The 25,687-nt window shown below is 73.0% G+C and carries 16 protein-coding genes; 15 read left to right on the forward strand and 1 reads right to left on the reverse strand.

Features of this window, described 5'->3' with window-relative positions:
• Positions 1–33: 33 nt before the first annotated feature.
• From QSK45_RS11040 to QSK45_RS11110, 15 genes are read left to right on the forward strand one after another with little or no spacing between them, the layout of a single operon-like run.
• Positions 34–2,001, forward strand: coding sequence for an ATP-binding protein (locus QSK45_RS11040; RefSeq protein WP_285556306.1), 1,968 nt, complete (start codon positions 34–36; stop codon positions 1,999–2,001).
• Positions 1,992–2,276 (forward strand): hypothetical protein, encoded by a 285-nt coding sequence (locus QSK45_RS11045; RefSeq protein ID WP_285555637.1) that lies wholly within the window; start codon positions 1,992–1,994, stop codon positions 2,274–2,276. Before QSK45_RS11040 ends, QSK45_RS11045 begins: the two co-directional genes overlap by 10 nt.
• Positions 2,273–8,965, forward strand: a complete 6,693-nt coding sequence (locus QSK45_RS11050; protein ID WP_285555639.1) for an eCIS core domain-containing protein — start codon at positions 2,273–2,275, stop codon at positions 8,963–8,965. The genes QSK45_RS11045 and QSK45_RS11050 overlap by 4 nt, the downstream gene beginning before the upstream one ends.
• Positions 8,962–9,510, forward strand: coding sequence for an SUKH-4 family immunity protein (locus QSK45_RS11055; RefSeq protein WP_285555641.1), 549 nt, complete (start codon positions 8,962–8,964; stop codon positions 9,508–9,510). Before QSK45_RS11050 ends, QSK45_RS11055 begins: the two co-directional genes overlap by 4 nt.
• 35 nt (positions 9,511–9,545) lie before the next feature.
• A complete protein-coding gene (locus QSK45_RS11060; protein ID WP_285555643.1) occupies positions 9,546–10,232 on the forward strand; it encodes a hypothetical protein in 687 nt (228 codons plus the stop codon).
• Positions 10,233–10,239: 7 nt separating this feature from the next.
• The gene (locus QSK45_RS11065) at positions 10,240–10,602 is read left to right on the forward strand and encodes a LysM peptidoglycan-binding domain-containing protein (RefSeq protein WP_285555644.1); all 363 of its coding nucleotides are present in this window, start codon (positions 10,240–10,242) and stop codon (positions 10,600–10,602) included.
• Positions 10,595–11,734, forward strand: coding sequence for a hypothetical protein (locus tag QSK45_RS11070; protein WP_285555645.1), 1,140 nt, complete (start codon positions 10,595–10,597; stop codon positions 11,732–11,734). Before QSK45_RS11065 ends, QSK45_RS11070 begins: the two co-directional genes overlap by 8 nt.
• Positions 11,735–11,770: 36 nt before the next feature.
• The gene (locus QSK45_RS11075; RefSeq protein WP_285555646.1) at positions 11,771–12,307 is read left to right on the forward strand and encodes a phage baseplate assembly protein V; all 537 of its coding nucleotides are present in this window, start codon (positions 11,771–11,773) and stop codon (positions 12,305–12,307) included.
• 18 nt (positions 12,308–12,325) lie between these two features.
• Complete coding sequence (locus QSK45_RS11080; RefSeq protein ID WP_285555647.1) at positions 12,326–12,661, forward strand: hypothetical protein; 336 nt, start codon at positions 12,326–12,328, stop codon at positions 12,659–12,661.
• On the forward strand, positions 12,658–13,050 hold the full coding sequence (locus tag QSK45_RS11085) for a GPW/gp25 family protein (RefSeq protein WP_285555648.1): 393 nt from the start codon (positions 12,658–12,660) through the stop codon (positions 13,048–13,050). Before QSK45_RS11080 ends, QSK45_RS11085 begins: the two co-directional genes overlap by 4 nt.
• The gene (locus QSK45_RS11090) at positions 13,047–16,193 is read left to right on the forward strand and encodes a putative baseplate assembly protein (RefSeq protein WP_285555650.1); all 3,147 of its coding nucleotides are present in this window, start codon (positions 13,047–13,049) and stop codon (positions 16,191–16,193) included. Before QSK45_RS11085 ends, QSK45_RS11090 begins: the two co-directional genes overlap by 4 nt.
• Positions 16,190–20,011 carry a putative baseplate assembly protein gene (locus tag QSK45_RS11095; RefSeq protein WP_285555652.1) on the forward strand — a complete coding sequence of 1,274 codons (3,822 nt, stop codon included), beginning with the start codon at positions 16,190–16,192 and terminating at the stop codon, positions 20,009–20,011. Before QSK45_RS11090 ends, QSK45_RS11095 begins: the two co-directional genes overlap by 4 nt.
• Entirely contained in the window at positions 20,011–22,167 is a 2,157-nt protein-coding gene (locus QSK45_RS11100) for a hypothetical protein (protein ID WP_285555654.1), read from the forward strand. Before QSK45_RS11095 ends, QSK45_RS11100 begins: the two co-directional genes overlap by 1 nt.
• A gap of 54 nt (positions 22,168–22,221) precedes the next feature.
• Positions 22,222–23,772: a DUF6519 domain-containing protein gene (locus QSK45_RS11105; protein ID WP_285555656.1), complete on the forward strand. Its 1,551-nt coding sequence runs from the start codon at positions 22,222–22,224 to the stop codon at positions 23,770–23,772.
• On the forward strand, positions 23,772–24,659 hold the full coding sequence (locus QSK45_RS11110; protein WP_285555658.1) for a peptidoglycan-binding protein: 888 nt from the start codon (positions 23,772–23,774) through the stop codon (positions 24,657–24,659). Before QSK45_RS11105 ends, QSK45_RS11110 begins: the two co-directional genes overlap by 1 nt.
• Before the next feature lie 90 nt (positions 24,660–24,749).
• On the opposite strand, the gene QSK45_RS11115 is transcribed toward QSK45_RS11110, so the two are convergent.
• Positions 24,750–25,661 (reverse strand): S41 family peptidase, encoded by a 912-nt coding sequence (locus QSK45_RS11115; RefSeq protein ID WP_285555660.1) that lies wholly within the window; start codon positions 25,659–25,661, stop codon positions 24,750–24,752.
• Positions 25,662–25,687 lie beyond the last annotated feature (26 nt).

The following is a 25,687-nucleotide window of genomic DNA, read 5'->3' on the forward strand; positions in this document are numbered from 1 at the left end:
GGCATGGGCGACACGACGGGGGCGGGTGAGCACATGGGCACGTACGACGAACGGCAGACGACCGGCGCGGGCGGCGACTCGGCGCTGACCGCCGGGATCAAGCGCGTCCTGGCCCGCGTCGACGCCCACGCGGTCCGGGCCGCCGGCCAGGAGGCCACGGAGGGGCCTCCCGCCGCGGTCCTCCCCGTGCCCGCGGCCCCGAACCCGCTCGACGCCCTCGTCACCCTCTTCGGGCTCACCCCCTTCGAGCGCGACCTCGTCCTGCTCACCGCCGCCGACGAACTCGACCCCACCACCGCGGCCCGGTGCGCGGCGGCCGCGGGCGATCCGCGGCGCTCGTACCCCACCTTCTCGCTCGCCCTCGCCGCCCTCGGCGAACCGCACTGGAGCGCCCTCACCCCGGTGGCCCCCCTGCGGCGCTGGCGGATCGTGGAGCTGGAGGACGAGACCCGGCTCACCGTCTCCCGGCTCCGGCTGGACGAGCGAATCCTGCACTTCCTCCTGGATTCGCCCTATCTCGACGCCCGGTTGCACGGCCGGCTGCGCCGCACCACCGCGCCGGACACGCTGCCGCCGTCGTACGACCTCGCCGCGAGCCGGCTCGCCGAGGGCTGGACGCGGGAGGGCCGGGGCGCCGACACGCCGCCGGTGGTCGAGGTGACCGGCGGCGACCCGCGCAGCCGCGCCGAGATAGCGGCCGCCGCGGCCGCGCGCCGCGGGCTCGGGCTCTACGCCATGAGCGCCGAGGACGTGCCGACCGACCCGGTCGAGCGTGACCGGCTGGCCCGTCTGTGGCAGCGGGAGGCGATCCTGCTGCCCGCCGCGCTGCTGGTGGAGGCCGGCGACCTGGACCGCGACCAGCGCGCGGCCACCGGAGCGTTCCTCGCCGGGGCCGCCGTACCCGTCGTCGTCTCCGGCGAGGACCCGCTGCCCACGGGACGCCCGGGAGGCACGCGCGTCGCCGTACCGCGCCTGGACGACGACGAGCAACTCGCTCTGTGGGCGGCCGCGTTCGACGAGGCGGCCGAACTGGACGATGGCGAACTGCGCTCCCTGGTCGCACAGTTCCAGCTGCCACCGCACGTCGTACGGTCCGTCGCCGCCGCCGTGGGCCGCCGGCTGCCGCACGAGGACGGCGCCGGCGCCGCGGAACTCGCCTGGCGGGCAGGGCTGGAGGAGGCCCGCATCGGAATGGACGAGCTGGGCCGCCGGATAGAGCCGCGCGCCGGCTGGACCGACCTCGTGCTGCACGAGCGCCAGACCGCCGTACTGCGCGAGATCGTCGCCCACGTGCGCCGGCGGCCGACCGTCCACCAGGAGTGGGGTTTCGCGGCGACCCTGCGCCGCGGGCTCGGCGTCACCGCCCTGTTCGCAGGCGGCTCCGGCACCGGCAAGACCCTCGCCGCCGAGGTGATGGCCAAGGAACTCGGCCTGGACCTGTTCGTCGTGGACCTCTCCCAGGTGGTCAGCAAGTACATCGGCGAGACCGAGAAGAACCTGCGCCGCGTCTTCGACGCCGCCGAACGCGGCGGCGCTCTCCTGCTGTTCGACGAGGCCGACGCCCTCTTCGGCAAACGCAGCGAGGTCAAGGACAGCCACGACCGCTACGCCAACCTGGAGGTCAGCTACCTGCTGATGCGGATGGAGGCCTACCGCGGTCTCGCCATCCTCACCACCAACATGAAGCAGGCCCTCGACACGGCCTTCCTGCGCCGGATCCGCTTCGTGGTCGACTTCCCCTTCCCGGCCGAACACGAGCGCGCCGAGATCTGGCGCCGCGTACTGCCCCCGCAGGCCCCCCTCAAGGACATCGACACGGACCTGCTGGCCCGGCTCACCGTCGCCGGCGGCTCGATCCGCAACATCGCGCTGTCCGGCGCGTTCCTCGCCGCCGAGGAGGGCGACCGGTTGCGGATGCGGCACATGCTCGCCGCCGCGCGCACCGAATACCTCAAGCTGGAGCGCTCACTGACCCCCGCGGAGGTGCGCGGATGGGTGTGAACGAGCGGCCCTGGGCGATCCACGTGGAGATCGGCGAACTCGTCCTGGACGGCTTCCGCGCGGACCCCGCCCGGGTGTCGGCCGCCTTCGAACGCGAACTCGGCCGCCTGGTACGGCTGCACGGCGTGCCGCTGGCGTCGTACGGCCCCCTCACCGTCGACGCCCTGTCCGGCCTCGCCCCGCTTCCCGCCGGCCTGTCCGACCGCCGCCTCGGCCAGGAACTGGCCCGCGCCGTCCACGAAGGGCTCAGCGGCCACGGGGAGGTGACCCCATGAGCGCCCACACCCAGGACCCCGGCGCGCAGCAGTCCGCCGAACAGCGCCGCCGCAAGCGCAGGGAACGCGCCGCCAAGGCCCGTACCCCGGAACCCAAGAACATCGTCAGCGGCGCCGGCCAGCCCCTCGACCCCGGGGTCCGCCGCGACTTGGAGGACCGGCTCGGCCACGACCTGAGCCGCGTCCGTCTGCACACCGACCGCGACGCCGCCCGGCTGACCGAACTCCTCGGCGCCGACGCCGTGGCGGTCGGCCAGGACATCCTCTTCCGCGCGGGCGCCTTCAAACCCGGCACGGACGAGGGCCGTCGCCTCCTCGCCCACGAACTCCTCCACACCGTCCAGAACCCGCACGGCCTCGGCGCCCTGCGTGCCGGCCGCGAACCGGGCGCGGTCAGCCTGCCCCGGCAGGCGATCGAGCAGGAGGCCGAGTCCGCCGCCCAGGACCTCGTCCGCCCCGCCACCGAGGAGTCCGCGCCCCGGGTCACGGAGAACCAGTCGACTCCGGGCTGGTTGCGGTACGCCACGGTGGACGCCGACCGCAACCGCGTGGAGGCGATGGACCCGGCGACCCTGCTCGACCGGCTCGCGAACTCGGTCGTACGGTCCCTGCGCGGCGACCCGGAGGACCTGTCCCACCGGACGCGCAAGCAACTCGCCCGCCTACCCGAGGAGTTGCTCGACGGCGTCCTCGTCCGTCTGGAGAACCGGCTGCTGGCCCCGGAACAGGACCGGGTGCTCGACCTCGTCGAGGAGGTCGGGGCGTACGACGTGCGCGACCAGGATCTGGAAGCCGACGGGCATGACGCGCCCGAGATCGAGCCGGACGCGGCCGAGCAGGTGCGCACCGAGCGGGAGAACGCGCTGCGGAGGCGGGAGCAGCGGCGCGCGCAGGACGAGCGGCCCGGCCTGGCACCGGGACCGGAGAAGGCGCGGGACGGCGACGAGGGCGCGGCCGGCAGCACCCCGCGCAACGGCGGCACGCCCGAGCACGGGACCACGCCGCGGGGCGGGGACGCACCGCACCGGGTCCAGGAGAGGACACCGGGGGCGGAGGGTTCCACTCAGGGCCCGGCACGGGCGGCGGCCCCCGGCCGGCAGGAGCGGACCGCGCCGTCCGCCGCCTCCGGCGGAGCGCCGGGCGGCGGACAGCGCGGCGACACGGACACGGCGGCACCGGCCGGGCGGGAACAGGACGGGAAGGAGGAAGCGGGCGGCAGCGAGCAGACCGAGCAGACCGAGCAGACGCGGACGCCGGCCGCGAGCGAGGAGGAGTCCGCGGCGCGGAACCGCCCGGCCGCGGCCGAGGCCGCCGTGGCCGGACAGCAGGTGAAGCCGCAGGACAAGGGCGGCCGCGAGAAGCCCACCGGCTCGCCGACGGTATCCGGCACGGACACGCGGCTCCCGGGCCCGTTCAGCACCCTCGAGGGCCGGCGCAACCAGGACGTCGAGGGCCCCGAGGAGGAGGCCGACGACGATCCCTCCGGATCCGGCAGCGAGTCGGAGGTGGAGGCCGGGGGCGGGGAACGGAGCGCCTGGGACGTCAGACTCCAGCCGGAGGACTTCCTGCCCGCGCAGGACCTCGACGTGTCCGCCGTACCGACCGCGGAGAAGCTCGACCCGGGCGCGTCCGCGGCCCCGTCGGTCCCGTCCTTCCCCGCTGCCCCGCCGACCAAGGCGGACCAGGTGCAGGCCGAGCGTGACGCGGAGGACGACGAGGAGGCGGCGGCCGGGCCGGAGGAGGAAGCGCCCGAGCCCGGCGCGGAGCCGGAGCCGGGGTCGTCCGCGCGGGAGACCGAGGGCGGGCCGGACGGCGGTGCCGGGCCGGCCGGCCTCGGTCCCGCGGTGGAACAGGCCGCCGCGCTGCCGCCGGTGTCCGGCACCCGGGACCCCAAGGGCGGTGACGACCCCAAGGCGGGCCCGGTCACCGCGCAGACCACGGTGCAGCAGGCACCGGGCAGGGCCGAGGGTGCCTCCGAGGGCGGCGGCGCGGCCGGGGAGACGGCCGCGAAGGAGGAGAAGGGCACCCCCGCCGCGGGGGACAAGGGCGGCGGCCAGGAGAAGGAGTCCCCGAAGGCGACCGGCGGTCAGTCGGCGCAGGGGGACACCGAGGCGAAGGAGACGGGCGCGGGCGCCGGTTCGACCGGGAACGCGGGACGGGAGGCAGTGGGGGCACAGGCGGCCGGGGCCCCGGAGTCCACGCAGAACCCGCCCGCCGGAGCGACCGGCTCCATGCCGCCGTCCGGCGCGTCGCACAGGTCCGGTGCGGGCGGGGAACCGACACGAGAGACCCGCACGGCGACGGTGGCGCCGGAGCCCCGGTCGGCACCCGCCGCTGCGAAGTCCGCACCGCAGCCCGCGAGGACGGCCACGGAGTCGGCCGCCGGGCCGGAGTCCGCGCCGCGGTCCGCGCCGGCCCCGGAGGCGGCCACGGGAGGAGCCGCCCGGAGCGGCGGTGGCGGTGGCGGCGGGGCCGCCCCGGCTCGGCCCAAGGGCAAGAAGGACTCCGCGCCGGCCCCCGACCTCTCCGGGGTCTCCCCGGAGGCGGGCCTGGCGACGGCCTCGAAACTCAAGCCCCACACGGCGCTTCAGGCCATGGGCGGCGTCGGTGGCGCGGTGGACCGATCCGTCGGCGACGAGCACAAGGCGCTCGCGTCCGCACCCCCCTCGATGCAGCGCCCGGCGGGCGCGCCGCGGACGCTGTCGGGCAAGCCGAGGACGGACGCCCCGGCCGAGTACTCGCAGGACAAGCCGCAGGAAGCCCAGGCGCCGGAGCAGAAGGACGCCGAGGTCACCGGCGAGAAGGAGCCCGAGGGCCAGATCGAGGCGGAGAAGGCCGAGGAGCCCGGGGGCTGGGACACCTTCAAGATGGCGCTCGGCTTCATCGGCGGCAAGATCGTGAACGGCATCGCCGGCTTCTTCGGCGCCGACAAGCCGGTGGTGGATCCGCAGGCGCTCGCCGCCAAGTTCGCCGGGCTCCCGACGAAGGACGAGGCCCTGAAGCAGGCGCGGGCGGGCAACGCGCCGGGCGTCGGGATGAAGGGCGCGGCGGAGCGGACGGCCGGCGAGCAGGACGGTCATGTCGACGACAAGGGCCGGGAGACCATCGGCACGGCCCGTGACGACGCCGGCCGGGGGATGGGCGAGGACCAGGTCTACCCGGACGCCCCCAAGGAGAGGATGACCGCCAAGGTGCCGGGCGCGCGGGGCGGTCAGGGCGGGGCGGTCGACAGCGGCGGGGCGACCGGCGCGGTGCCTCCGGAGGCGGCCTCCGAGGTGGCGGAGCACGACCGCGGTCCGCAGTTCCGGGCGGCGTTCACCGACGGTGCGAAGAGCATGTCCGAAGGCAGGCAGGCCAAGGACCGCGACGTCCGCGACGCGCAGGACCGGCACGAGAAGAAGGTCGACGCCGAGATCGAGGCGAACACCAGGTCGCAGGCCGGCGAGCGCCAGAAGGCCATGGGCGAGGTCACCGCCAAGCGCGAGGACTGGCGCAAGGAGCAGGACGACCGGCTCAAGTCCCTCGGCGACAAGAAGAGCGAGCGGCACGACAAGGTACGCAAGGACGTCGAGGAGAAGGAGAAGAAGACCGACGACGACGTCGACAAGGAGAAGGAGGGCAGCGACAAGAAGATCCGGGACGAGGGCGACAAGGCCGAACGCGACGCGGCCCAGAAGCGCGACGGTGCCGCCCAGGAGTCGGGCAACTGGGTCAGCAAGGCCTTCGACTGGATCAAGCAGAAGGTCATCGAGATCAAGAACGCGATCGTCCGCGTCATCCGGGCGGCGCGGGACGCGGTCGTCGGCTTCATCAAGAACTTCAAGGACACGGTCGAGCGCTGGATCGACGAAGCCCGCAGGAACATCGTCGACGCGATCAAGAACCTCATCAAGGACCTGATCGAGTTCGCGGTGGCGATGGTGCGGGCGGTGATCGAACTCGCCGCCAGAATCCGCAGGTTCGTCACCGACCTGATCTCGGCGGCGATCGCCCTCGTCAACCGCCTCGCCCAGGCGCTGAAGCAGGCCGTCTCCGACCTCCTGGACGCCATCGGCAAGCTGCTCAGCAGCCTCCTGGACATCCTGAAGAAGGCGCTCCAGTCGGCGGTCAAGGCGGTCGTCGCGGCGGTGAAGTCGGTCCTGGAGTTCGCCTCGAAGCTTCTCGGCGCGCTGGGCGCCTGGATGTTGATCGCGGTCGACTTCCTCTCCGACCCCGGGGGCTGGCTCAGCGGCGCGAAGAACTCGGCGGTGGACGGCGCGAAGAACCACCTATTCCGCGAGGTGTCCACGGCCGTCAGGTCATGGTTCCGGGAGAAGATCCAGGAGATCATCGGCGTCCCCAAGGCGATCATCGACAAGCTGGTCAAGGGCGGCATCTCCCTGGACCAGATCGTCAAGGAGGCATGGGACGCGGTCGTCCCGCAACTGCCGCTCATCATCGGCGAGCTGGTGATGACCAAGGTCGTCGCCAAGCTCATTCCCGGTGCCGGCTGGGTGATGGCCGTCATCGACGCGATCCGCACGGCCTGGGGCGCCCTCAGCGCGATCCTCCGCTCCCTGGAAGCGGTCCTCACCTGGCTCAAGGCGGTCCGCGTGGGCGGCGCCGGCATCCTCTTCGCCAAGGCCGTCGCCGCGGGCGTCGTCGCCCTCCTGGAGGTCCTCTACCAGGCCCTCCTCAACCAGATCGGCAAGTACGTAGCCAAGGTGGGCCGCCGTCTGCGGGGCGTCGCGGCCAGACTCACCAAGGACAGGTTCGGCAAGCCGGGCGGCCGGAGGCGCGCGGGCGCGGAGGACGGCGGGGGCGAGGGCTCCACGAGGAAGCCCGAGGAGAAGGAGCCCGCCGGCCGAAAGCCTGCCGCGGACGCCAGGGCCCCCCGAGAGACGGACCCGAAGGCGGCCCGCGACAAGGCCGGCACGCCCGCACGGTCCAAGAAGCCCGGCGACTCCGACCCCACGGCCAAGGACAGGAACGGCCGCCCGAAGGACCCCACCGAGAAACCGGACACCAGTCCCACGGCGTCCGCCCGACCCAAGCCGAAGGCGGAGCCCCGGCCGAAGCCGAAGTCCGGTTCCGAACCCAAGGACCGGGACCCTAACAGGCCGAAGTCCGGGGACGAGGGCACCCCCGGCACGTCGAAGCCCAAGGACAGGGACGGCAAGTCCGCCCCGGACAAGCCGAAGGACCAGGACCCCGGAAAACCGAGGTCCGGGGACGAGGACGCCCCGGGCAGGCGCAAGCCGGGCGCGGATCGGGAAAACTCCCGGAACCCGTCCAAGGACAAGGACAGCGGCAGGTCCGGCAAGCCGAAGACCAAGGACGAGGAAGGCCACAACCGCGGGCCGAAGGAGAAGGGAAAGCGGAAGCCCGAGCACGAGCCCAAGGGCCCGAGGCGCAAGCGCGACAAGCATGAGGGGCCGAGGTCCAGGGACGAGGACTCGGCCAGGAAGAGGCAGGAGAAGAAGGACCGGCGGAAGAAGGAAGAGGACTCGAAGGACTCGAAGGACGAGCGGCTGCGCAAGATCGTCGCGCGCCTCCAACCGCGCATCAACCGGATGACGGACAAGGGCGTCAACTCGCTCGTGCTGCAAGCCGCACTGCGTGGCTTCAGGGTCTGGTACCGGTTGACCGCTCTGGAGGTCATGGACGGAAATCCCGTTTCCGTCATGGCGACACTGAACCCGTCTGCTGAAGCTGCACGCGCCATGCGTGCCATGCTGCGGTTGCACTTCAAGGGCAACCCGGACCAAAAGGAGCGCCTCGAAGCCGCGCTGGGCATCCAGCACTTCGACGACTGGCTGCTTTTCCATGAGGGAGAGAGCGTAGATGAATTTGCTCTGAAGATGGAAAGGCTTTTGGCAGAGCTGGACGAAGCGGAGCGCGCCAACCTGGACGACGTGCCCCTCCAGAAGATCAGGGCGGCCGAGAGAGACGTCCAAAATCACGACAAGCCGGATTACGAGCCAGATACTCCGGAGCCGACCAGGAAAGATCCGGACAGCGGCGAAGAGGCCCTGGACAGGGAATACGAGGACAAGTTTCAGCGGGTTCTCGAAGACGAGGCGCTCAATCAGGTCAAGGATCGTCGACGGAGGGGTCAACCTGGTGAGGAGCCGGACCATGAGCTTGAAAAGCGCGAGATCACGATCCACCGGTACGACCATTACGACTTGGTAGGGTTCACCCGCAAGGCCCTTGCCTTGAAGCGATTCAGCCAGGCCGGCGCCACCTTCCGTAAGGAGGCTTCGCCCGGAATCTTCGAGTACATGGTCATGGTCAAGGCAAATAAACTCAGAAAGGCAGGCAAGGAGGAGGAGGCTCGGCAACTTGAGGCGGAGATCCCGCAGAGAAAGGAAGATGCGCGTCGGCTCACCAACATGACCGTGAACTTCAAAAAGGCGGTCGAAAGGCGAGCCAGGCTCAGCAGTACGGATCCAGCGCTGCAGTCCGGGATCAGCCGGCGCATCAATAAAATGCAGGCGGATCACGAGCACGACTTGCAGCTGGGCGGGCTTGACAGCTACAAGAACTTTTATCTCCTGGACAGGCAGACCAACCTGGACATGGGGAACGACGTCGTCAATCAGCTTAAAATTGGTAGGGAGATGGTTCCCGCAGGCACGATTATCAACATCGACGTTTCCTGGAAGTCCGCTCCGAAGCCACCGAGTAAGAAGAAGAAAAAGAAATGATCACGTACCAGGAGATGGTGAATCTCTACGGCCGCGAGAACGTCGTCACGCTGGCCGAGCAAGAAGTGGAGCGCCTTGGGCTCGCACCCGAGGACGCAGAGGTCCTGACAAGCGTTGGACTTCCGCGTCTCAGTGCGCCGTTTTTTACGACCGAGGTTCAGGGCGGGCCCGAGTTCCTTCGTGTCATCAATGTAACCACTCGTGACGGTAAGAAGCACCGTGAGGTGATCGTTGGCGGACCTCCGGGTGATTCGGGGATGCGGTTTTCGCTCTCCGCGTACGAGAGGTTCGTCATGCTGGTGCAATTCGAAGGAACAAAACCTCGCGGTGAGGTTGTGAACAACAATCTCCCGGAGTTCGTGGAGTTCCTCTATCACATCGAGAGGTACACCCAGGGGATCGCTGCTGATCCTGCCGTCAAGGAAGAACTGTTCGACGATCTCCAGGGCACGCTGATGGATATCGACCCATTCTCGTTCGAGCTATCTGAGAACTGGTGGGCCATGGCTCTTCGTCAACTCGGCGGAGGCGGTTTGGGTATTTAGCCGAGCCTTGGACCCACTGACTGGCAGGAGAAGGCATGACCCGCTACGCCGACATCCCCAAACCCATCCGCTCCGGCCTCGTCGTCCTGGACCCCGACCACGGCACCCCCCAGCGCGTCATCGTCCTCCAGTTCAACCCCGACACCCTGGAACGCGGCATCGCGCCCCAGTCGGCCGGGGACGGCGGGGACGCCAGTGGTGGGGGGACCGGCAGCGGGGACCGGAACGAGGCACTGAGGCTCAAGGGGCCCGCGCAGGAGACGTGGAAGTTCACCGCCGAGATCGACTCGACCGATCAGCTGGAGATCGCCGCGCCGGACGGGATCCATCCGCAGCTCGCCGTGCTGGAGATGCTGGTGCAGCCCACCACCGCGCAATTGCGCGCCGCGAGCAGGCTGACGCAGAAGGGCAGCATCGAGATCAGCCCGATCGAGATGCCACTGACGTTGTTCACGTGGGGGAGCAAGCGGGTGATGCCCGTCAGGCTCACCGAACTGTCCGTCAACGAGTCCGCGTTCGACATCGACCTCAACCCGATCCGCGCCTCGCTGAGCATCGGGATGAAGATCCTGACGGTCAGCGATCTGCCGGCGGGACACCGGGGCGCGGACCTGTACATGGCGCACCTCGCGCAGAAGGAGCGGCTCGCGGCCGCCGCGCGGGGTGGCGGCCTCGGCGCGCTGGGCCTCGGCGGCACCGGCCTCGTGACCGGAAGGGGATGAGGAGGAGATGGCGGAGATCGAGCCGTACGAGAGTGCCCTGGACTCGATACCGGGCGCCCACCCCTACCCGCGCACCAGCCGGTACCACGACGCCGAGATCGGCGTTCACAAGCAGGCCGACGGCACCGAAGTCAGGTACACCAAGCGCCGGTTGCTGCCCCCTCTGGACGACGAGACCGAGCCGCACGTCGTCGGCGCCGGTGAGCGCCCCGACCTGCTCGGGCAGCGCTTCCTCGGCGACCCCGGCCAGTGGTGGCGGATCGCCGACGCCAACCCCGTGCTGGACCCGCGGGAGTTGACGGACGAGGCGGGACGCGTCATCGGCATCCCGCTCGCCGGCGGGTTCCCACGGGGGGAGCGGCGTGTCTGAACAGCCCGTGGGGCAGGGCCCCGTCCACATCCAGCTCCTCATGGGAGCGAAGCTGGCGCGCCCGGTCCCCCTGGAGGTGGCCGAGGCGCTGCTGTCCGCGCAGATCACGGCCACCGCCGGGGAGCGCAGCGGGTTCCAGTTCGCCTTCGACCTGACGAAGAACGGGCTGCTCAACCAACGGCTCCTGCCCGACGGCTACTTCGACCCCAAGACCCGCGTCATCCTCACCGTCAGCGTCCGCGGCACCCCCGAGGTGCTCTTCGACGGCCTGATCGTGCGCCAGGAGGTCGGCGCCAGCAACATCCCCGGACACTCCACCCTCACCGTCACCGGCGAGGACCTGACCCTCCTGATGGACCTGGAGGAGCGCACCGCGCGCTACCCCAACCTGCCGCCGTCCGAACGGGTGCTGGCCGTCCTGCGCCGCTACTCGGACTACGGCGTCCGCCCGGACGTCTACCGGGAGAAGATCGCCCAGCCCCCGCACCAGGACCTCCGCGTCCACTACCAGACCGGCACCGACCTCCAGTACGTCACCGAACTCGCCCGCGCCAACGGCTACACCTTCTATCTGGAGCCCGGCCCCACCCCCGGCCGGTCCGCGGCACGTTGGGGCCCCGAGGTGCGGCTCGGCCTGCGCCAGCACGCCCTCAACGTCAACATGGACGCCCAGTCCACCGTCGACCAGCTGACCTTCGCCTACGACGGCACCGCCCGCGAGGAGCCCCAGGCGCGCTGGCAGGACCCCGGCACCCGCCAGTCCACCCTCCTGCCCCAGCCGCCGATCAGCCCCCTGCGCCCGCCGCTCGGCCGCCGGGCCAGCCCCGCGCTCAAACGCAGGACCCTCTCCGGCACCGCCAAACAGCAGCGCGAGCAGGCCGAGGCCGAACTCCTCGCCCGCGCCGCCGTCTCCGCCGACGTCATCTCCGGTTCCGGCTCGCTCGACGTCAACCGGCACGGCTACCTCCTCCAGCCGCGACGGCTCGTCGGCGTCCGCGGCGCCGGACGGGCGTACGACGGCGACTACTACGTCAAGTCCGTCACCCACAACCTCCGTCCGGGCTCCTTCCAGCAGAACTTCACCCTCTCCCGGGAGGGCCTGGAAGCGCGCGGCGACACCGTCCGGCCGTGAGACACCCGACCCACCGACCAGGAGAGCACCCCGACCATGGCGGCACCCAGCAATCGCTACCTCGGCAAGTTCCGCGGCCGGGTGGTCAGCAACGACGACCCGTTGCGCCTCGGCCGGATCACGGCCGAGGTCCCGGACGTCCTCGGCGACGAGCCGTCCACCTGGGCGCTGCCCTGCCTGCCGTTCACCGGCCCGCAGGCCGGCCAGTTCGTGGTGCCGCCGCCCGGCGCCGGCGTATGGGTGGAGTTCGAGCAGGGGGACCCCAGCTTCCCGGTCTGGACCGGGTGCTGGTACGGCGAGGCGAGCGAACTGCCGCCCGACGCGCGCCGCGAGCTCCAGGCGAACGCGCCGAGCAAACCCGTCGTCGTACAGACCCAGGGAGCCCACAAGCTCGTCCTCAATGACACCGCGGGCGCCGAACAGGGCGTCCTCCTGCAGGCCCAGGGCGGCGCCTACATCCGCATCACCAAGGAAGCCGTGGTCATCGCCACCGGCGCGGGCGCCGAGATCACCCTGCGCGGCGGCGAAGTCACCATCAACGAGGGTCAGCTGACCGTCCACTCCAAGCGATAGACAAACGGGGGAGAGAAGTTGTCCGGGAGTCTGCTCCACGCGGGCACCGTGATCGGCTGCCCGCACGGCGGCCGCGCCGCGCCCGCCACCACACCCTCCGGCGGCGCGCACGTCGGCGGCGCCGCCGTGGCCACGGCCGCCCACACCTACGTCGTCACCGGCTGCCCGCACACCGTCGACGGTGTGCCCTCGCCGTGCGCGTCCGTGCGCTGGACCGCCACCACCACCGGCGTCACGGCGAACGGCGCGCCCGTGCTGCTCGACACCTGTGCCGCCCAGTGCTTCAGCGCGGCCCTCGTCCCCCAGGGACCACCCGTCGTCCAGGCCGCGCAGCGAAAGGTCACCGTCCGATGAGGCCGCTGAGTCAACAAGCCCGCCCCCGCAGCGACATCGCGTTCCCGTTCCACGCCGACCGCCGCGGCCGCACCGCGCACGCCCGCCCCGCCGAGCACGTCCACGACCTCGTCGAACAACTGCTGTTCACCAGCCCCGGCGAGCGCGTGATGCGCCCCGACTTCGGCTGCGGACTGCTCGACCTGGTCTTCGCGCCGGCCGGCCCCGAACTGATCAGCACCCTCGAACTCTCCGTGCAGGCCGCGCTGCAGCGCTGGCTGGGCGACCTGATCGAGGTGGTCTCCCTCGACATCGACGGCGGCGGCGACACGGTACGCGTCCGGTTGTCGTACGTCGTCCGCGCCACCGGCGCCGTCCAGGAGGACCTGTTCGAGGGGAGGGCGGCATGAGGGCGGCAGCCACCCGGCGGGCCAGGGTACGCGCGGCCCGGCTCAACGGGGTCGACGCCGTCGAGGTCAGTGACGACGGGCTGCTGCTCACCGTCACCTTCCTCGGCAAGGCCCCGGCCTCCCTCGGCCCCGAGAACGTCCGCATCGACGGCGGTCGGCGCGTCACCGGCATCACCGCCGTCGACGTAAGCGTCGAACGCGAGGAGGACCCGGAGCTGGACGACCGGCTCCACGTCACCCTCGACCGGGCCGGCGACACCTCCCGCTACCGGCTGTCCCTGGTGGAGGCCGACCCCTACGGCAGGCCGGGCGATGCGCCCTACCACGGCTTCGACCAGCGGTACTTCAGCGCGGAGTTCGCCTTTCGGCCCGACTGCCCGACCCCCTTCGACTGCGCGGACGAGCCGGCGGACACCGAGCCCTTCCCGTCCGCGCCCGTCATCGACTACACGGCCCGCGACTACGACACCATCCGGGGGCTCCTCCTCGACCGGCTCGCGCTGACCACACCCGACTGGGCCGAGCGCAACCCCGCCGACCTCGGCACGACGCTGGTGGAACTCCTCGCGTACACCGGCGACCAGATCGGCTACCAGCAGGACGCGGTCGCCACCGAGGCCTACCTCGACACCGCCCGGCGCCGGGTCTCCGTACGCCGGCACGTCCGGCTCATCGACTACGCGATGCACGACGGCTGCAACGCCCGCACCTATGTGACCGTCCAGACCGCCGCCGACCGCACGCTGGCGCCGGGCACCTACCGCTTCGCCTCGGTCGACGTGCGCCGCCTCGACCCGCACGACCGCCCCGAACCCGGCACGGTCATCGACGAAGACGTCCTCGGCGACCTGGACGAGCGCGGCTCCGTGGAGGTCTTCGAACCCGTCGTCACCGCCGAACCCCTCGAACTGCGCGCCGCGCACAACGCGATCCGGCTGTGGACCTGGGACGGCGACGTGTGCGTGTTGCCCGCGGGGGCCACCGCCGCCACCCTGCGCGACGAATGGACCGACCCGGAGACCCGCCGGGAACGCAGGCTCGGCCTGAAGCCGGGTGACGTGCTGATCCTGGAGGAGGTCAAGGGCCCGCGCACCGGCACCCCCGGCGACGCCGACCCGGCCCACCGGCAGGCCGTCCGCCTCACCTCCGTCACCCCCGGCCTCGACCGCATCGAGGACCAGCCCGTCCTTGAGGTCACCTGGGCCGCCGCGGACGCCCTGCGCTTCCCGTTCTGCCTGAGCACCCGGGGCGGTCGCGACTGCCTGCCCGTCGAGGACGTCACCCTCGCCCGCGGCAACACCGTCCTCGTCGACCACGGCCGCTCCGGTACGACGCAGACGGTCACCGTGCCACCGGTCCCGGCCGTCGTCGCGCCCTGCGGTCCGCCCGGCTTCGGGTGCGACGACCGCACGGCGGGCAACGCCCCGGCGCTGCTCGTCACCTCGCTGACGGACCGGGTGGAAAGCGGCCGCGTCCTCGCCCCCGAGGACGTCCGCGAGCTGTTCCAGGTCGTGGGGGAGCGGGCCGTCCGGCGCGCGGGGATCGGTCTGGAACGGGCCGGGCGACGGCACGGGCGAAGCGAGACGGCGGTCCCCCCGGCCGGAGGCGGTGGGAAAGTGGTACCCGCGGCGGCGTACGCGCAGGCCGCGGCCCTGCGGACACTGCTCGCCCAGAGCCTCTACCCGGGCATCCGGCCCCGCTTCCGCCCCGTCCTCGGCCGTGCCCCGGTCACCCAGGCCGTACCCTTCCCGGATCCGGCGACGGTCGCCGCGGGACAGGCCGAGCGGATCGCCGCCATCCCGGGCCGGCTCCGGCAGCGCCTGGTCGACCTGTGGCGCGGCGCCCGTGACCGCGACGGACTCGGCGAGGACGAGGTCGCCGAACTCGCCGTCGTCTTCGGCCTGAAGCCGCTCGAACGGCTGGAACTGCGCCGCCATCCCGTCCGCGCCCTGCGTGAACTGCTGCACCGGAGCGACGAGTTGCTCGACGCCAAGCTGCGGCGCATCGCCGTCCTCACCGCGCGGGCCCGCGCCGGCACCGTCCTCGACCCCCACATCGCCTGGGAGATCGCGCACAGCTGGGGCCCGGCGTACGCGGCCGGCCTCCACCCCGAGGAGCCGGTCCTGCGCGGACCGGCGAGCGCCGCGCTCGCCCAGGACCCGCGCCGCGCCCTGCCCGCCGTACGCCTGGCCGACGGGGACGCGGTGTGGGAACCGCGCCGCGACCTGCTCGACAGCGAGCCCCGTGACCGGCACTTCGTCGGAGAACAGGAGGACGACGGGCGGCTCGCCCTGCGCTTCGGCGACGGGCGGGGCGGTGCCGAACCGGCGCCCGGGGCACGCCTGACGGCACGCTACCGGCTCGGCGGCGGCAGCGCGGGCAACGTCGGCGCGGAGGCGATCAACCACCTCGTCGTGGCGGCGGGCGAGCCCGGCGAGCCGGTACCGGCCGCCACGGTCCGCAACCCGCTCCCGGCCACCGGCGGCACCGAACCCGAACCCCTGGAACAGGTACGCCAGTCGGCGCCCCTGGACCTGCGCCGCACCCGGCTGCGCGCCGTCACCGCCGCCGACTACGCGGCGCTCGCCTCCGCCCTGCCCGGTGTCCAGCGGGCCGCCGCCGACATCCGCTGGACCGGCAGCACCCAGGAGGCCCACGTCGCGATCGACGCGTACGGCGGCGAGGCACCGTCGCGGCCCCTGCTGGATTCGGTGACGCAGGCCCTGGAGGCGTACCGGCGCATCGGCCACGACCTGGTGGTCGGCCCCGCCCGGCTCGTGCCGCTCGACATCGCGCTGCGCGTCTGCGCGCTGCCCGGCCATCAGCACGGACAGATCCTCGCCGACCTGTACCGCGTCCTCGGCAGCGGCCGGCTGCCCGGCGGACGCCTCGGCTTCTTCCACCCCGACGCGCTGACCTTCGGCGAGCCCGTGCGGCTCAGCCGCCTGGTCGCCGTCGCCGCGGCCGTCCCGGGTGTGGAGGCCGTCGAGGTCACCCGACTGCGAAGGCTGTTCGAACCGGACCGCGGAGAGAAGGAGGACGGCGTGCTGCGCCTCGGCCCGCTGGAGATCGCCACCTGCGACAACGACCCCGACCGGCCCGAGCAGGGACGGCTGGCGATCACCCTGGGAGGCGACCGATGACCCAGGCATGCTCCTGCGGCGGCGCGTGCGGCGGCCACGACGAGCGCCTCGCGCCCGCTCCGCTCCACAACCCGCCCGGCCGCACCGCCCTCGACTACCGCGTCGGCGACCACGGTTCCTTCCTCGCCGCCCTCCTCGACCGGCTCGCCTCGCCCGCGTACCCGGCTCTCGCCGGGCTCACCGTGCGCACCCCGGACGACCCGGCCGTCGGGCTGCTGGACGCCACCGCCGTCCTCGGCGACCTGCTCACCTTCCACTCCGAGCGGATCGCCGACGAGGCGTACCTCCGCACCGCCAACGAACACCGCTCGCTGGTCCTGCTCGGCCGCCTCGTCGGACACCGGCCGCGGCCCGGAGTGGCCGCCGGCACCCATCTGGCGTACACCCTCGAACGCGACCCGCGCGCCGAGACCCTCCCCGTGACGATCCCGCGCGGCGCCCGCAGCCACAGCGTGCCCGCCTCCGCCGACGAGCAGTCGCTCACCTTCGAGACGTCGGCGGACCTCACCGCCCGCTGGGACTGGAACGAGCTGACGGTGCGCCGCCGCCGTCCCTCCCTCATCACCCCGGACGACCTCGACCACCGCTCCGAACTGTTCGTGGAGGGCACGGCGAACTCGCTGCGCACCGGCGACCGGCTCCTCTTCGTCTTCGGCGAACGGGCGGGAGGCGAACGGAAGCTGCTGCCGATCGCGGGCGTCCGCGTCGACCGCGAGGAAGAGGTCACGGCGCTCACCCTGCCCAGGTCCGCCCCGCCCACGCTCAAGGAACTGGTGGACGAGGTACGGCGCTGGATCGCCGAGCCGGCCACGCCCGGCGATCCCGGCGACGAGCCGCCGACTCCCGAGGTGCCCGACCCGCGCCCGGTCAGCCGCCTGATCGAGGACTTCGACGACCAGGTCCTCACCCCGCTGCGCACGGACCTCGACGGCATCGGCACCCCGGAGGGTCTCGCGTCCCGCCTCGCCTACCCGGTCGCCCGACTGCGCGAGGCGGAGGTGCTGGCGGAGCCGTACGAGGAGGTGTCCGCGTGGTTCGAGCGGCTGGAGGCGGTCCTCGCGGAGCTGGCCCGGCGGGCGCTGGAGCTGGCTCCCGCCCAACCGGCCGCTCCCGCGGGCGGCCGTGCCGCCGAGGGGGGCGCGGGCGGGCGCGGCGCCACCCCGCGGGCGCGCGTGAGCGACCCCACCCCCGCCCGGCCGCAGGAGGGCACACCTGATCTCCCCGACCCACGCCGAGCCGCTCTCCAGGCCCTGAGCACTGTCCTGCCCGCCCTGCGAACCACCGCCCCCAGCCCCCGCACGGGGACCGGCGGCCACCGCCCCGGCTCCGACACCGGCCGCCTCCTCGCCGCCCTCGACCCCGGCCTCGGCAGCCTCTACCCGGCCTGGCGCGCCGCCGCCGGCCCCGGCAGCGGCCAGTTGCTGCGCGCGCTCCTCGCGATGCGCGTCACCGCGGCCCCCTTCGGCGCGGGCGCCCCGCTCAAACCGGTCCAGGACGCCCGCGGCCGCGTCATCCGCACCACCGACTGGCCCCTGACCGGCGCGGCGCTGGCGACCATGCGCGTCGTGTACGACCCGGCGGGCAAGGTGCCGGTGCGCGCCGAGTTCCAGTACGCCGAGGGCAGCAGCTCCGACCAGCGCGCCGAGAACCTGCCCACCACCCAGCAGGTCACCTTCACCCTCGGCCCCGGCCAGGTCGACCTGTCGACGCGGGCCGCCCGGGAGCACGAGCTGAGCTGGCTGACCCGCCGCCCGGCCGCCGCGGAGGAACCCGGCGTCACCGTCCGCCTCCACCCCGGCCTGCCCGATCGCGGCCTGTTCGTCTCCCGTCCCGAGGACGACGGCACCGTGCACGTCGCGCTGACCAACGGCACCGCCGAGCAGTTCTCCCTGAAGCCCGGCGGCAGCAGGCAGTTCACCCACGGCGACTACCAGGTGGGCGTCACCTACACGGTGGGCAGCACCGAGCCGAACGTGGAGATCGTCATCGCGAGCAAGCCCGCGCCCCTCAACCGCCGCATCCTGCAACTGGACAGCGTCCAGGACGGCATCACCGTCGGCGGCTGGGTGGTGATCGAGCGCCCCGCCAAGGGCACCGGCGTGCCCGGCGACGCCGAACTCGCCTTCGTCACGACCCAGGTGGTGGCGGCCCGCACGGCGGCCTACTCCAACTACGGCATCACCGGTCGCGGCACCGAACTCACCCTCGCGGACCCGTGGCTGGACGAGTTCGACGTGCTGCTCTCGCACATCCGGGACACCACCGTGCACGCGGCGGGCGAGGAACTGCGCCCGGCCGACGAGCCGCTCGGCGAGGACGTGCACGGCGACGAGATCGAACTCGCCCAGCTCTACGACGGGTTGCGGCCGGGCCGGGCCCTCATCGTGAGCGGCGAACGCACCGATGTGCCCGGCGCCGCCGGGGTCACCGCCAGCGAGGTGGTCGTCGTCGCGGCCGCCGACCCGGCCGTCGATCCCCGGCTCCCCGGCGACCATGTGCACACCCGCCTCACCCTCACGAGCAACCTCGTCCACCGCTACCGCCGGGCGAGCGTCCGCGTCCTCGGCAACGTCGTCGCGGCCACCCACGGCGAGAGCCGCGAGGAGGCCATCGGCAGCGGCGACTCCGGCCGCGTCAACCAGACCTTCGCCCTGTGGCAGTCCCCGCTGACCTGGCTCGCCGCCGACAACCCCCTCGGCGCGACACCGGTGCTGGAGATCCGGGTGGACGGCGTGCTCTGGCACGAGGCCGACAGTCTCGCCGGGCGCGGCCCGACCGAGCGGGTGTACATCACCGGCACCGCCTCCGACGGCCGTACCACCGTGACCTTCGGCGACGGCGTCCACGGCGCCCGGCTGCCCAGCGGCCACGAGAACGTCCGCGCCCGCTACCGCTTCGGCACCGGCAAGGCCGCCAACGTCTCCGCCGAGCGGATCACCCAGCCGCTCACCCGCCCCCTCGGCGTCACCGCGGTCACCAACCCCTGCCCGGCGACCGGCGGTTCGGACGCGGACGGCCCCGCCCTCACCCGCCGGACGATCCCCCTCGCCGTCTCCGCCCTGGACCGGCTGGTCTCCCCGGCCGACTACGAGGACTTCGCCCGCTCCCGCGCCGGCATCGGCCGGGCCACCGCCCGCGAGCTCTTCGACGGACGGCGGCGGGTGCTGCATGTCACGGTCGCCGGCACCGACGACGTGCCGCTCACCGACGACGACCTCCGGCCCCTGCAAGGGGCGTTGACCGAGTACGGCGACCCCGACCTGCCCACCCGGGTGGACACGCGCGAACTCGTCCTGCTGCTGATCGCCGCCAGGGTGACACTGGCCCCCGATGACGCCTGGGAGATCGTCGAGCCCCGGCTGCGCCAGGCGCTGCTGCTCCGACTCGGCTACCAGGGACGGGAGTTGGCCCAGCCGGCCCGGCTGTCCGAGGTCCTCGCCACCGCGCACTCCGTGCCCGGCGTCGACCACGTGGACGTGGACGTGTTCACGGGCGTACCCGCCTCCGCCACCCCGGACCGGCTCACCGCCCTGCTCGCCGACCCCGGTACCCCGCGGTCGTCGGTCCCCGCGCACCCGGCGTCGTACCACGAACAGACCTACACCGTCGGCGACGCGCACGGCGAGACCCTGTCCTCGGTCTGCGCCCGGCACGGCATGTCGCTCGCCCGGCTCCTGCGCCTGAACCCCGACATCACCGACACCCGGCCCCTGGCCAAGGGCCGGACGGTGGTCGTCTTCCGCGGCATCCGCCCGGCCCAGCTCACCATGCTGTCGGCGCGCGCCGCGGACACCCTGATTCTCACGGAGGTCAAGTGATGTCCCCCGACGCCGAGTGGGAGATGCCCGCCGACCGGCATCCCGACGGGCTCACCGAACTGCTGCCCCGCTGGCACCGGTTGCGCGACGCCGAGGAGGGCGAGCCGCTGCGGGCCCTGCTCGCCGTGATCACCGAGCAGCTGGACCGCGTCCGCGACGGCGTCCGGCAGGGCTACGAGGACCTGTTCGTGGAGACCGCCGCGCCCTGGGTGCTGCCGTACCTCGGCGACCTGGTCGGCTACCGCACCCTGCCGGGTTACGAGAGAGTGCTCACCGGCCCGCACCACGGGGGCCGGGGGGCGCTCGCCGAGGCCGTCGCCCCCCGCCGGGACGTGGCCGAGACGGTGGGCCACCGGCGCCGCAAGGGCACCCTGCACCTGCTGGAGGAACTCTCCGAGCGCATCGCCGACTGGCCCGCGCGCGCCGTCGAACTCTCCCGGCACGTGTCCCACACCCAGCCGGTCAGGCTGGGCGTCACCGGCGCCCGCGGGGACCGGGGCCGGCTGCTCGACCTGCGGGACGGCTCGGCCCTCGCCCTCGCCGGCGGCCCGTTCGAGACGACGGCCCGCACGGTCGACGTGCGTCGCGCCGACTCCGCCCGACGCCAAGGCGGTTGGTCTCCGGCGGGGGTCGGCCTCTTCGTCTGGCGGCTGAGGCCGCACGCGCTCACCGCCGCCCCGGCCTACTGCATCGACCGCGCCCGCAACCTCTACACGTTCTCCATCCTCGGCAACGACACCCCGCTGCTCACCCGCCCGGTGCCCGAGCCCTCGCCCGCGCACATCGCCGCCGTGGACAACGTGCCGGCGTTCATCACCCGCCGGCTGCTGCACGACCGGCTCGCCGACTACTACGGGCCCGGGAAGAGCCTGTGCATCCGGCGCGACGGCGAGGACCGGCCGGTGCCGCTCGCGGACATCGTCGTGGCCGACCTGTCCGACTGGCGCTACCGGCCCGGACGCGGCCGGATCGCCGTCGACCCCGAGCTGGGCCGGATCGCCTTCGGTTCCCGGTCGGCGCCCCGGCAGGGCGTGTGGGTCGACTACCACCACGCCTTCGCCGCCGACCTCGGCGGCGGCGAGTACGAGCGCCCCGACCGCGGCCCCCGCCCCGACGCCGACTTCTACCGGGTCGGGCCCGGACAGCCGTACCGGCGGATCATGGACGCCTACCGGGCCTGGCAGGACCGGCGCGCCCCCGGGCGCACCGGCATCATCGAGATCACCCACAGCGGCGCCTACCAGGAGCAGCTGGACTTCGACCTCGACCCCGGCGACCGGCTCGAACTGCGCGCCGCCGAGGGCACCCGGCCGGTGATCCGGCTCCTCGACTGGTACAGCAACCGCCCCGACGCGCTCAACATCCGTGCCGTACCGGACGGCCGGGCCCCGGACGAGCGGCCGCGCGTCGTCCTCGACGGACTCCTCGTCGCCGGGCGCGGCATCAACGTCACCGGCCCGATGGGCGCCCTCGTCGTACGGCACTGCACGCTCGTACCCGGCTGGTCCCTGGAGCCCGAGTGCGCCCCGCACTCACCCGACGAGCCCAGCGTCGTCCTGGACCGCACCACGGCCTGCGTCCGGATCGAGCACAGCATCCTCGGCACCATCGAGGTCATCGGGGACGAGGTGGGCGAGGACCCCCTCGACATCCATCTGCGCGACAGCGTCCTGGACGCCACCGGCGACGACCGCGAGGCCCTCTCCGCCCCCGACTGCCGCCACGCCCACGCGGTCCTGCACCTGCACCGCACCACCGTCATCGGCGACGTGCACACCCACGCCGTGGAGATCGCCGAGAACTCCCTCTTCACCGGCCGGCTCCACGTGGCCCGGCGCGGCATCGGCTGCCTGCGGTACTGCTACGTCCCGCCCGGTTCGCGCACCCCGCGCCGCCACCGCTGCCAACCCGACCTCGCCGGGGCCGGACAGGCGGACACCGTACGGCCGTTGCTCGCCTCGAAGCGCTACGGGGCGCCCTGGTACGGCCAGTTGGCCGACGGCGGCCCGGAGCAGATCCGGCGCGGCGCCGACGACGGCGGTGAACTCGGCGCCTTCCACGACCTGTACCGGCCGCAGCGGGAGGACGGACTCAGGGCGCGGCTCGCGGAGTACACCCCCGCGGTCGCGGACGCCGGGATCTTCTTCGTGACGTGAGCAGTGCCGCCGTACCACCCGTCCGCAGACCGACGAACCAGGGGGACCCCCTTCATGCACGCTGATCTCTCCCGCTCCACCTTCCGCCCGGAGCGGCACTACTCCGCGGTCCTCGCCCAGCAGGGCCGCGTCCAGCTGGACGCGGACCTCAACGAACAGACCGCCATCCAGCTCCACCACGCCCGCACCCTCACCGCCGACCTCATCGGACGGCACGGCGGACCCGCCGGCGCCACCGGCTTCCGCATCGAGTACGTGGGCGGCCGGCACGACATCGACACCCTGTACATCCACGGCGGCCGCTACTACGTCGACGGCATCCTGTGCGACGCGGACCGCCCGGCACCGGGCGTCCCGGTGCCGGACGGCGACACCGAGGAGCAGCGGAGCGCGGAGACGGACGCCTACTGGGACTACTGGAACCAGCCCGACGGCTTCCGCGACCCGGAACGTCCCGGCGACCGGCTGCCCTCGCCCGCCCAGTCCCCCTTCCTCGTCTACCTCGCGGTGTGGGAGCGGGCGGTCTCGGCGGCCGAGGACCCGGCGCTGCGCGAGGTCGCCCTCGGCGCCGCGCTGCCCGACACCGCCGCCCGCGCCAAGGTCGTCTGGCAGGTGCTGCCGTTGCCCCTGACCGCGCTGGACATCGCGGACGCCGAACCGGGCCCGGCCGCCGTCCGCGAGGCGTTCGAGAAGTGGGCGAAGGCGCGGTCGGCGCCCTCCGCCCGGCTCGCCGCCCGCAGTGAACGCCCCGAGCACGCCGACGAGGACCCCTGCCTGGTCCGGCCCGACGCCCGCTACCGGGGCCCGGAGAACCAGCTGTACCGGGTGGAGGTCCACGCGGGCGGCGAGGCGAGGGACGCGACCTTCACATGGTCGCGGGAGAACGGTTCCGTCGTCTTCCCGGTGGACGAACTGGACGGCACCTGGGCGCGGTTGGCGACCCTCGGCCTCGACTCCAAGCTCGACCTGGAGGTCGGCGACCTGGTCGAGTTCAGCGACACCGCGTACGCCTCCCGCCTGGAGGCGCTGCCCCTGCTGCGCGTCGAGGAACTGGACCTGCCCGGCCGCCGCGTCCGCCTGTCCGCCGAGCCGGACCCGCGCGTCGGACGCCTGCCGCACCTGCACCCGTTCCTGCGCCGCTGGGACCACCGCGAGGGACCCCGGCGCAAGGGCCGCACGACGTCCCTGAAGGGAGGCGCGGTGCCGGTCGCCGAGGGGGAGTGGCTGCCCCTGGAGGACGGCGTCGAGATCTACTTCGCCAGGGGCGGCACCTACCGCACCGGCGATCACTGGCTGATCCCCGCCCGCACCGCCACCGGCAGCGTCGAGTGGGCCACCGACGCCGCGCGCCGCCCGCTGCTCGAAGCCCCGGCGGGCATCGACCGGCACTTCGCCCCGCTGGCGCTGGTCACCGGCGAGGGCAGCACGGCCGACCTGCGGTACGCCTTCGGCCCGCTCGCGGCGGAGATCCCCGCGGCCGACAAGGCGGCCCTGGACGCCGAGGTCCGGGCCGCCCGCGAGGAGCAGGCCGCCGAGGCCGCCCCCGCCGGCGGCCGCTCACAGACCACGGCGGCGGCGGAGGCCGCCGCGGAAGGAGACGAGTGATGGCGCAGCCGATGAGCGGGTCCAAGCTGCTGGAGGTTCTGCGGGCCGAGGGCCTGACCGTCCACGAGGTGCGCGACTGGCGCCACCACAATCGCAACACCAAGGGCCCCTGGGGTCCGGTGAACGGCGTGATGATCCACCACACCGTCACCTCGGGCACCGAGAACTCCGTGAACATCTGCTACAACGGCTACTCCGGCCTGCCGGGCCCGCTCTGTCACGGCGTCATCGACAAGGAGGGCCACGTCCACCTCGTCGGCAACGGCCGCGCCAACCACGCGGGGCTCGGCGACAGCGACGTCCTGCGCGCGGTCGTCGACGAGACGACGCTGCCGCACGACAACCAGGCCGACGTCGACGGCAACCGGCACTTCTACGGCTTCGAGTGCGTGAACCTCGGCGACGGGAAGGACCCGTGGCCCGAGGCGCAGAAGGAGGCCATCGAAAAGGTCTCCGCCGCGATCTGCCGCCATCACGGCTGGTCGGAGCGCTCCGTCATCGGGCACAAGGAGTGGCAGCCCGGCAAACAGGACCCGCGGGGCTTCACCATGGACGGCATGCGGGGGCGCATCGCCGCCCGGCTGGCCGCAGGGGGCGGCGGCACGAACCAGGGCCCCAAGCCCGGCCCCAAGCCGAAGTACGCGCCCTTCCCCGGCAGCGGCTTCTTCCACGTGGGCCGGAAGTCGCCCCTGATCACCGCCATGGGCCGCCGCCTCGTCGCCGAGGGCTGCGACCACTACGCCAAGGGCCCCGGCCCCGAGTGGACCGAGGCCGACCGCACGTCCTACGCCGCCTGGCAGCACAAGCTCGGCTTCCGCGGCAAGGACGCGGACGGCATCCCGGGCAGGGCCAGCTGGGACAGGCTGAAGGTGCCGTCGGACGGCTGACGGACGACCGCCGGACCGCCGCTCGTGGACCGCAGCTCGCGGGCTGCCGTCCGCGCGCGGCGGCCTCGGCGGTGCCGGCGGTGCCGGGCTTCAGAGGGCGGTGCCCTCCGATGCGCGGGTGAGAGCGGCGTGGGCGGTAGCGAGGGCGTCCTGGGCGGTGGTGGGGATGTGGGGCTGGACGCCGGTGCCTTCCCAGTCGGTGCCTGTGACGGGGTTGATGGAACGGCAGGTGGGGATGCTGGCCTCGAGGTGGGGGTGGAGGCGCACGCCGATGCGGGGGTGGGCGCCGCCGCCGGTGGTTTCGCCGACGATGACCGCGCGGCCGGTGTGGCGCAGGTCGTAGGCCAGTTCCTCGCCGCCGGAGAAGGTCCGGCGGCTGGTGAGTACGTAGACGGGGCGATCCGTGCCGTAGCGGGGGCCGGGGACGTGGGGGAGCGTCCAGTACTGGGTGGTGCGGTCCTCGGTGCGGTCGTAGACGTCGTTGAGGTGCGTACCCGGCGGCAGCAGGTAGCTGCAGAAATAGGCGACCGCTGCGGGATCACTGCCGATGCAGGCGCGCAAGTCGATGATGAGGCCCTGGGTGTTGCGCAGGATCTGCATGGCCGCGGCGATGTCGTCGCCGACCAGGTGGGCGCCGAAGAGCGCCGGCTCGATCTGGAGCAGCCCGATGTTCCCATCCAGCCGTTCGAGCCGTCCGATGCCGCTCATGGTGGTCCGTGAACGTCGTTCGAAGATCGCGGCCGAGGCTGCCTCGTCCGTGAGGTCGGGGATCGGCTCGGAGTGGTGGATGAGCCTGAGGTGGCCGTCGCCGCTGAGCCGCCGCAGGTCCTCGCTGACCAGTTCCGCGAGCGCCGCGGGGCTCGCGGCGCCGGCATACCGGCCGGTGGACGCGGCCTCACCGAAGGCAGTGGCGATGCGCTCTCCGAGGTCGGGGAAAACGTAACGGGTGGCGACCAGTTCGCGGATCCGCGCCACGATGCGTTCGATCTCGGTGTGTTCCATCAATTGCCCCCCTGGTCACTGGATTC

The organism is Streptomyces hygroscopicus subsp. hygroscopicus (assembly GCF_030269125.1).
Taxonomy (GTDB): domain Bacteria; phylum Actinomycetota; class Actinomycetes; order Streptomycetales; family Streptomycetaceae; genus Streptomyces; species Streptomyces hygroscopicus_C.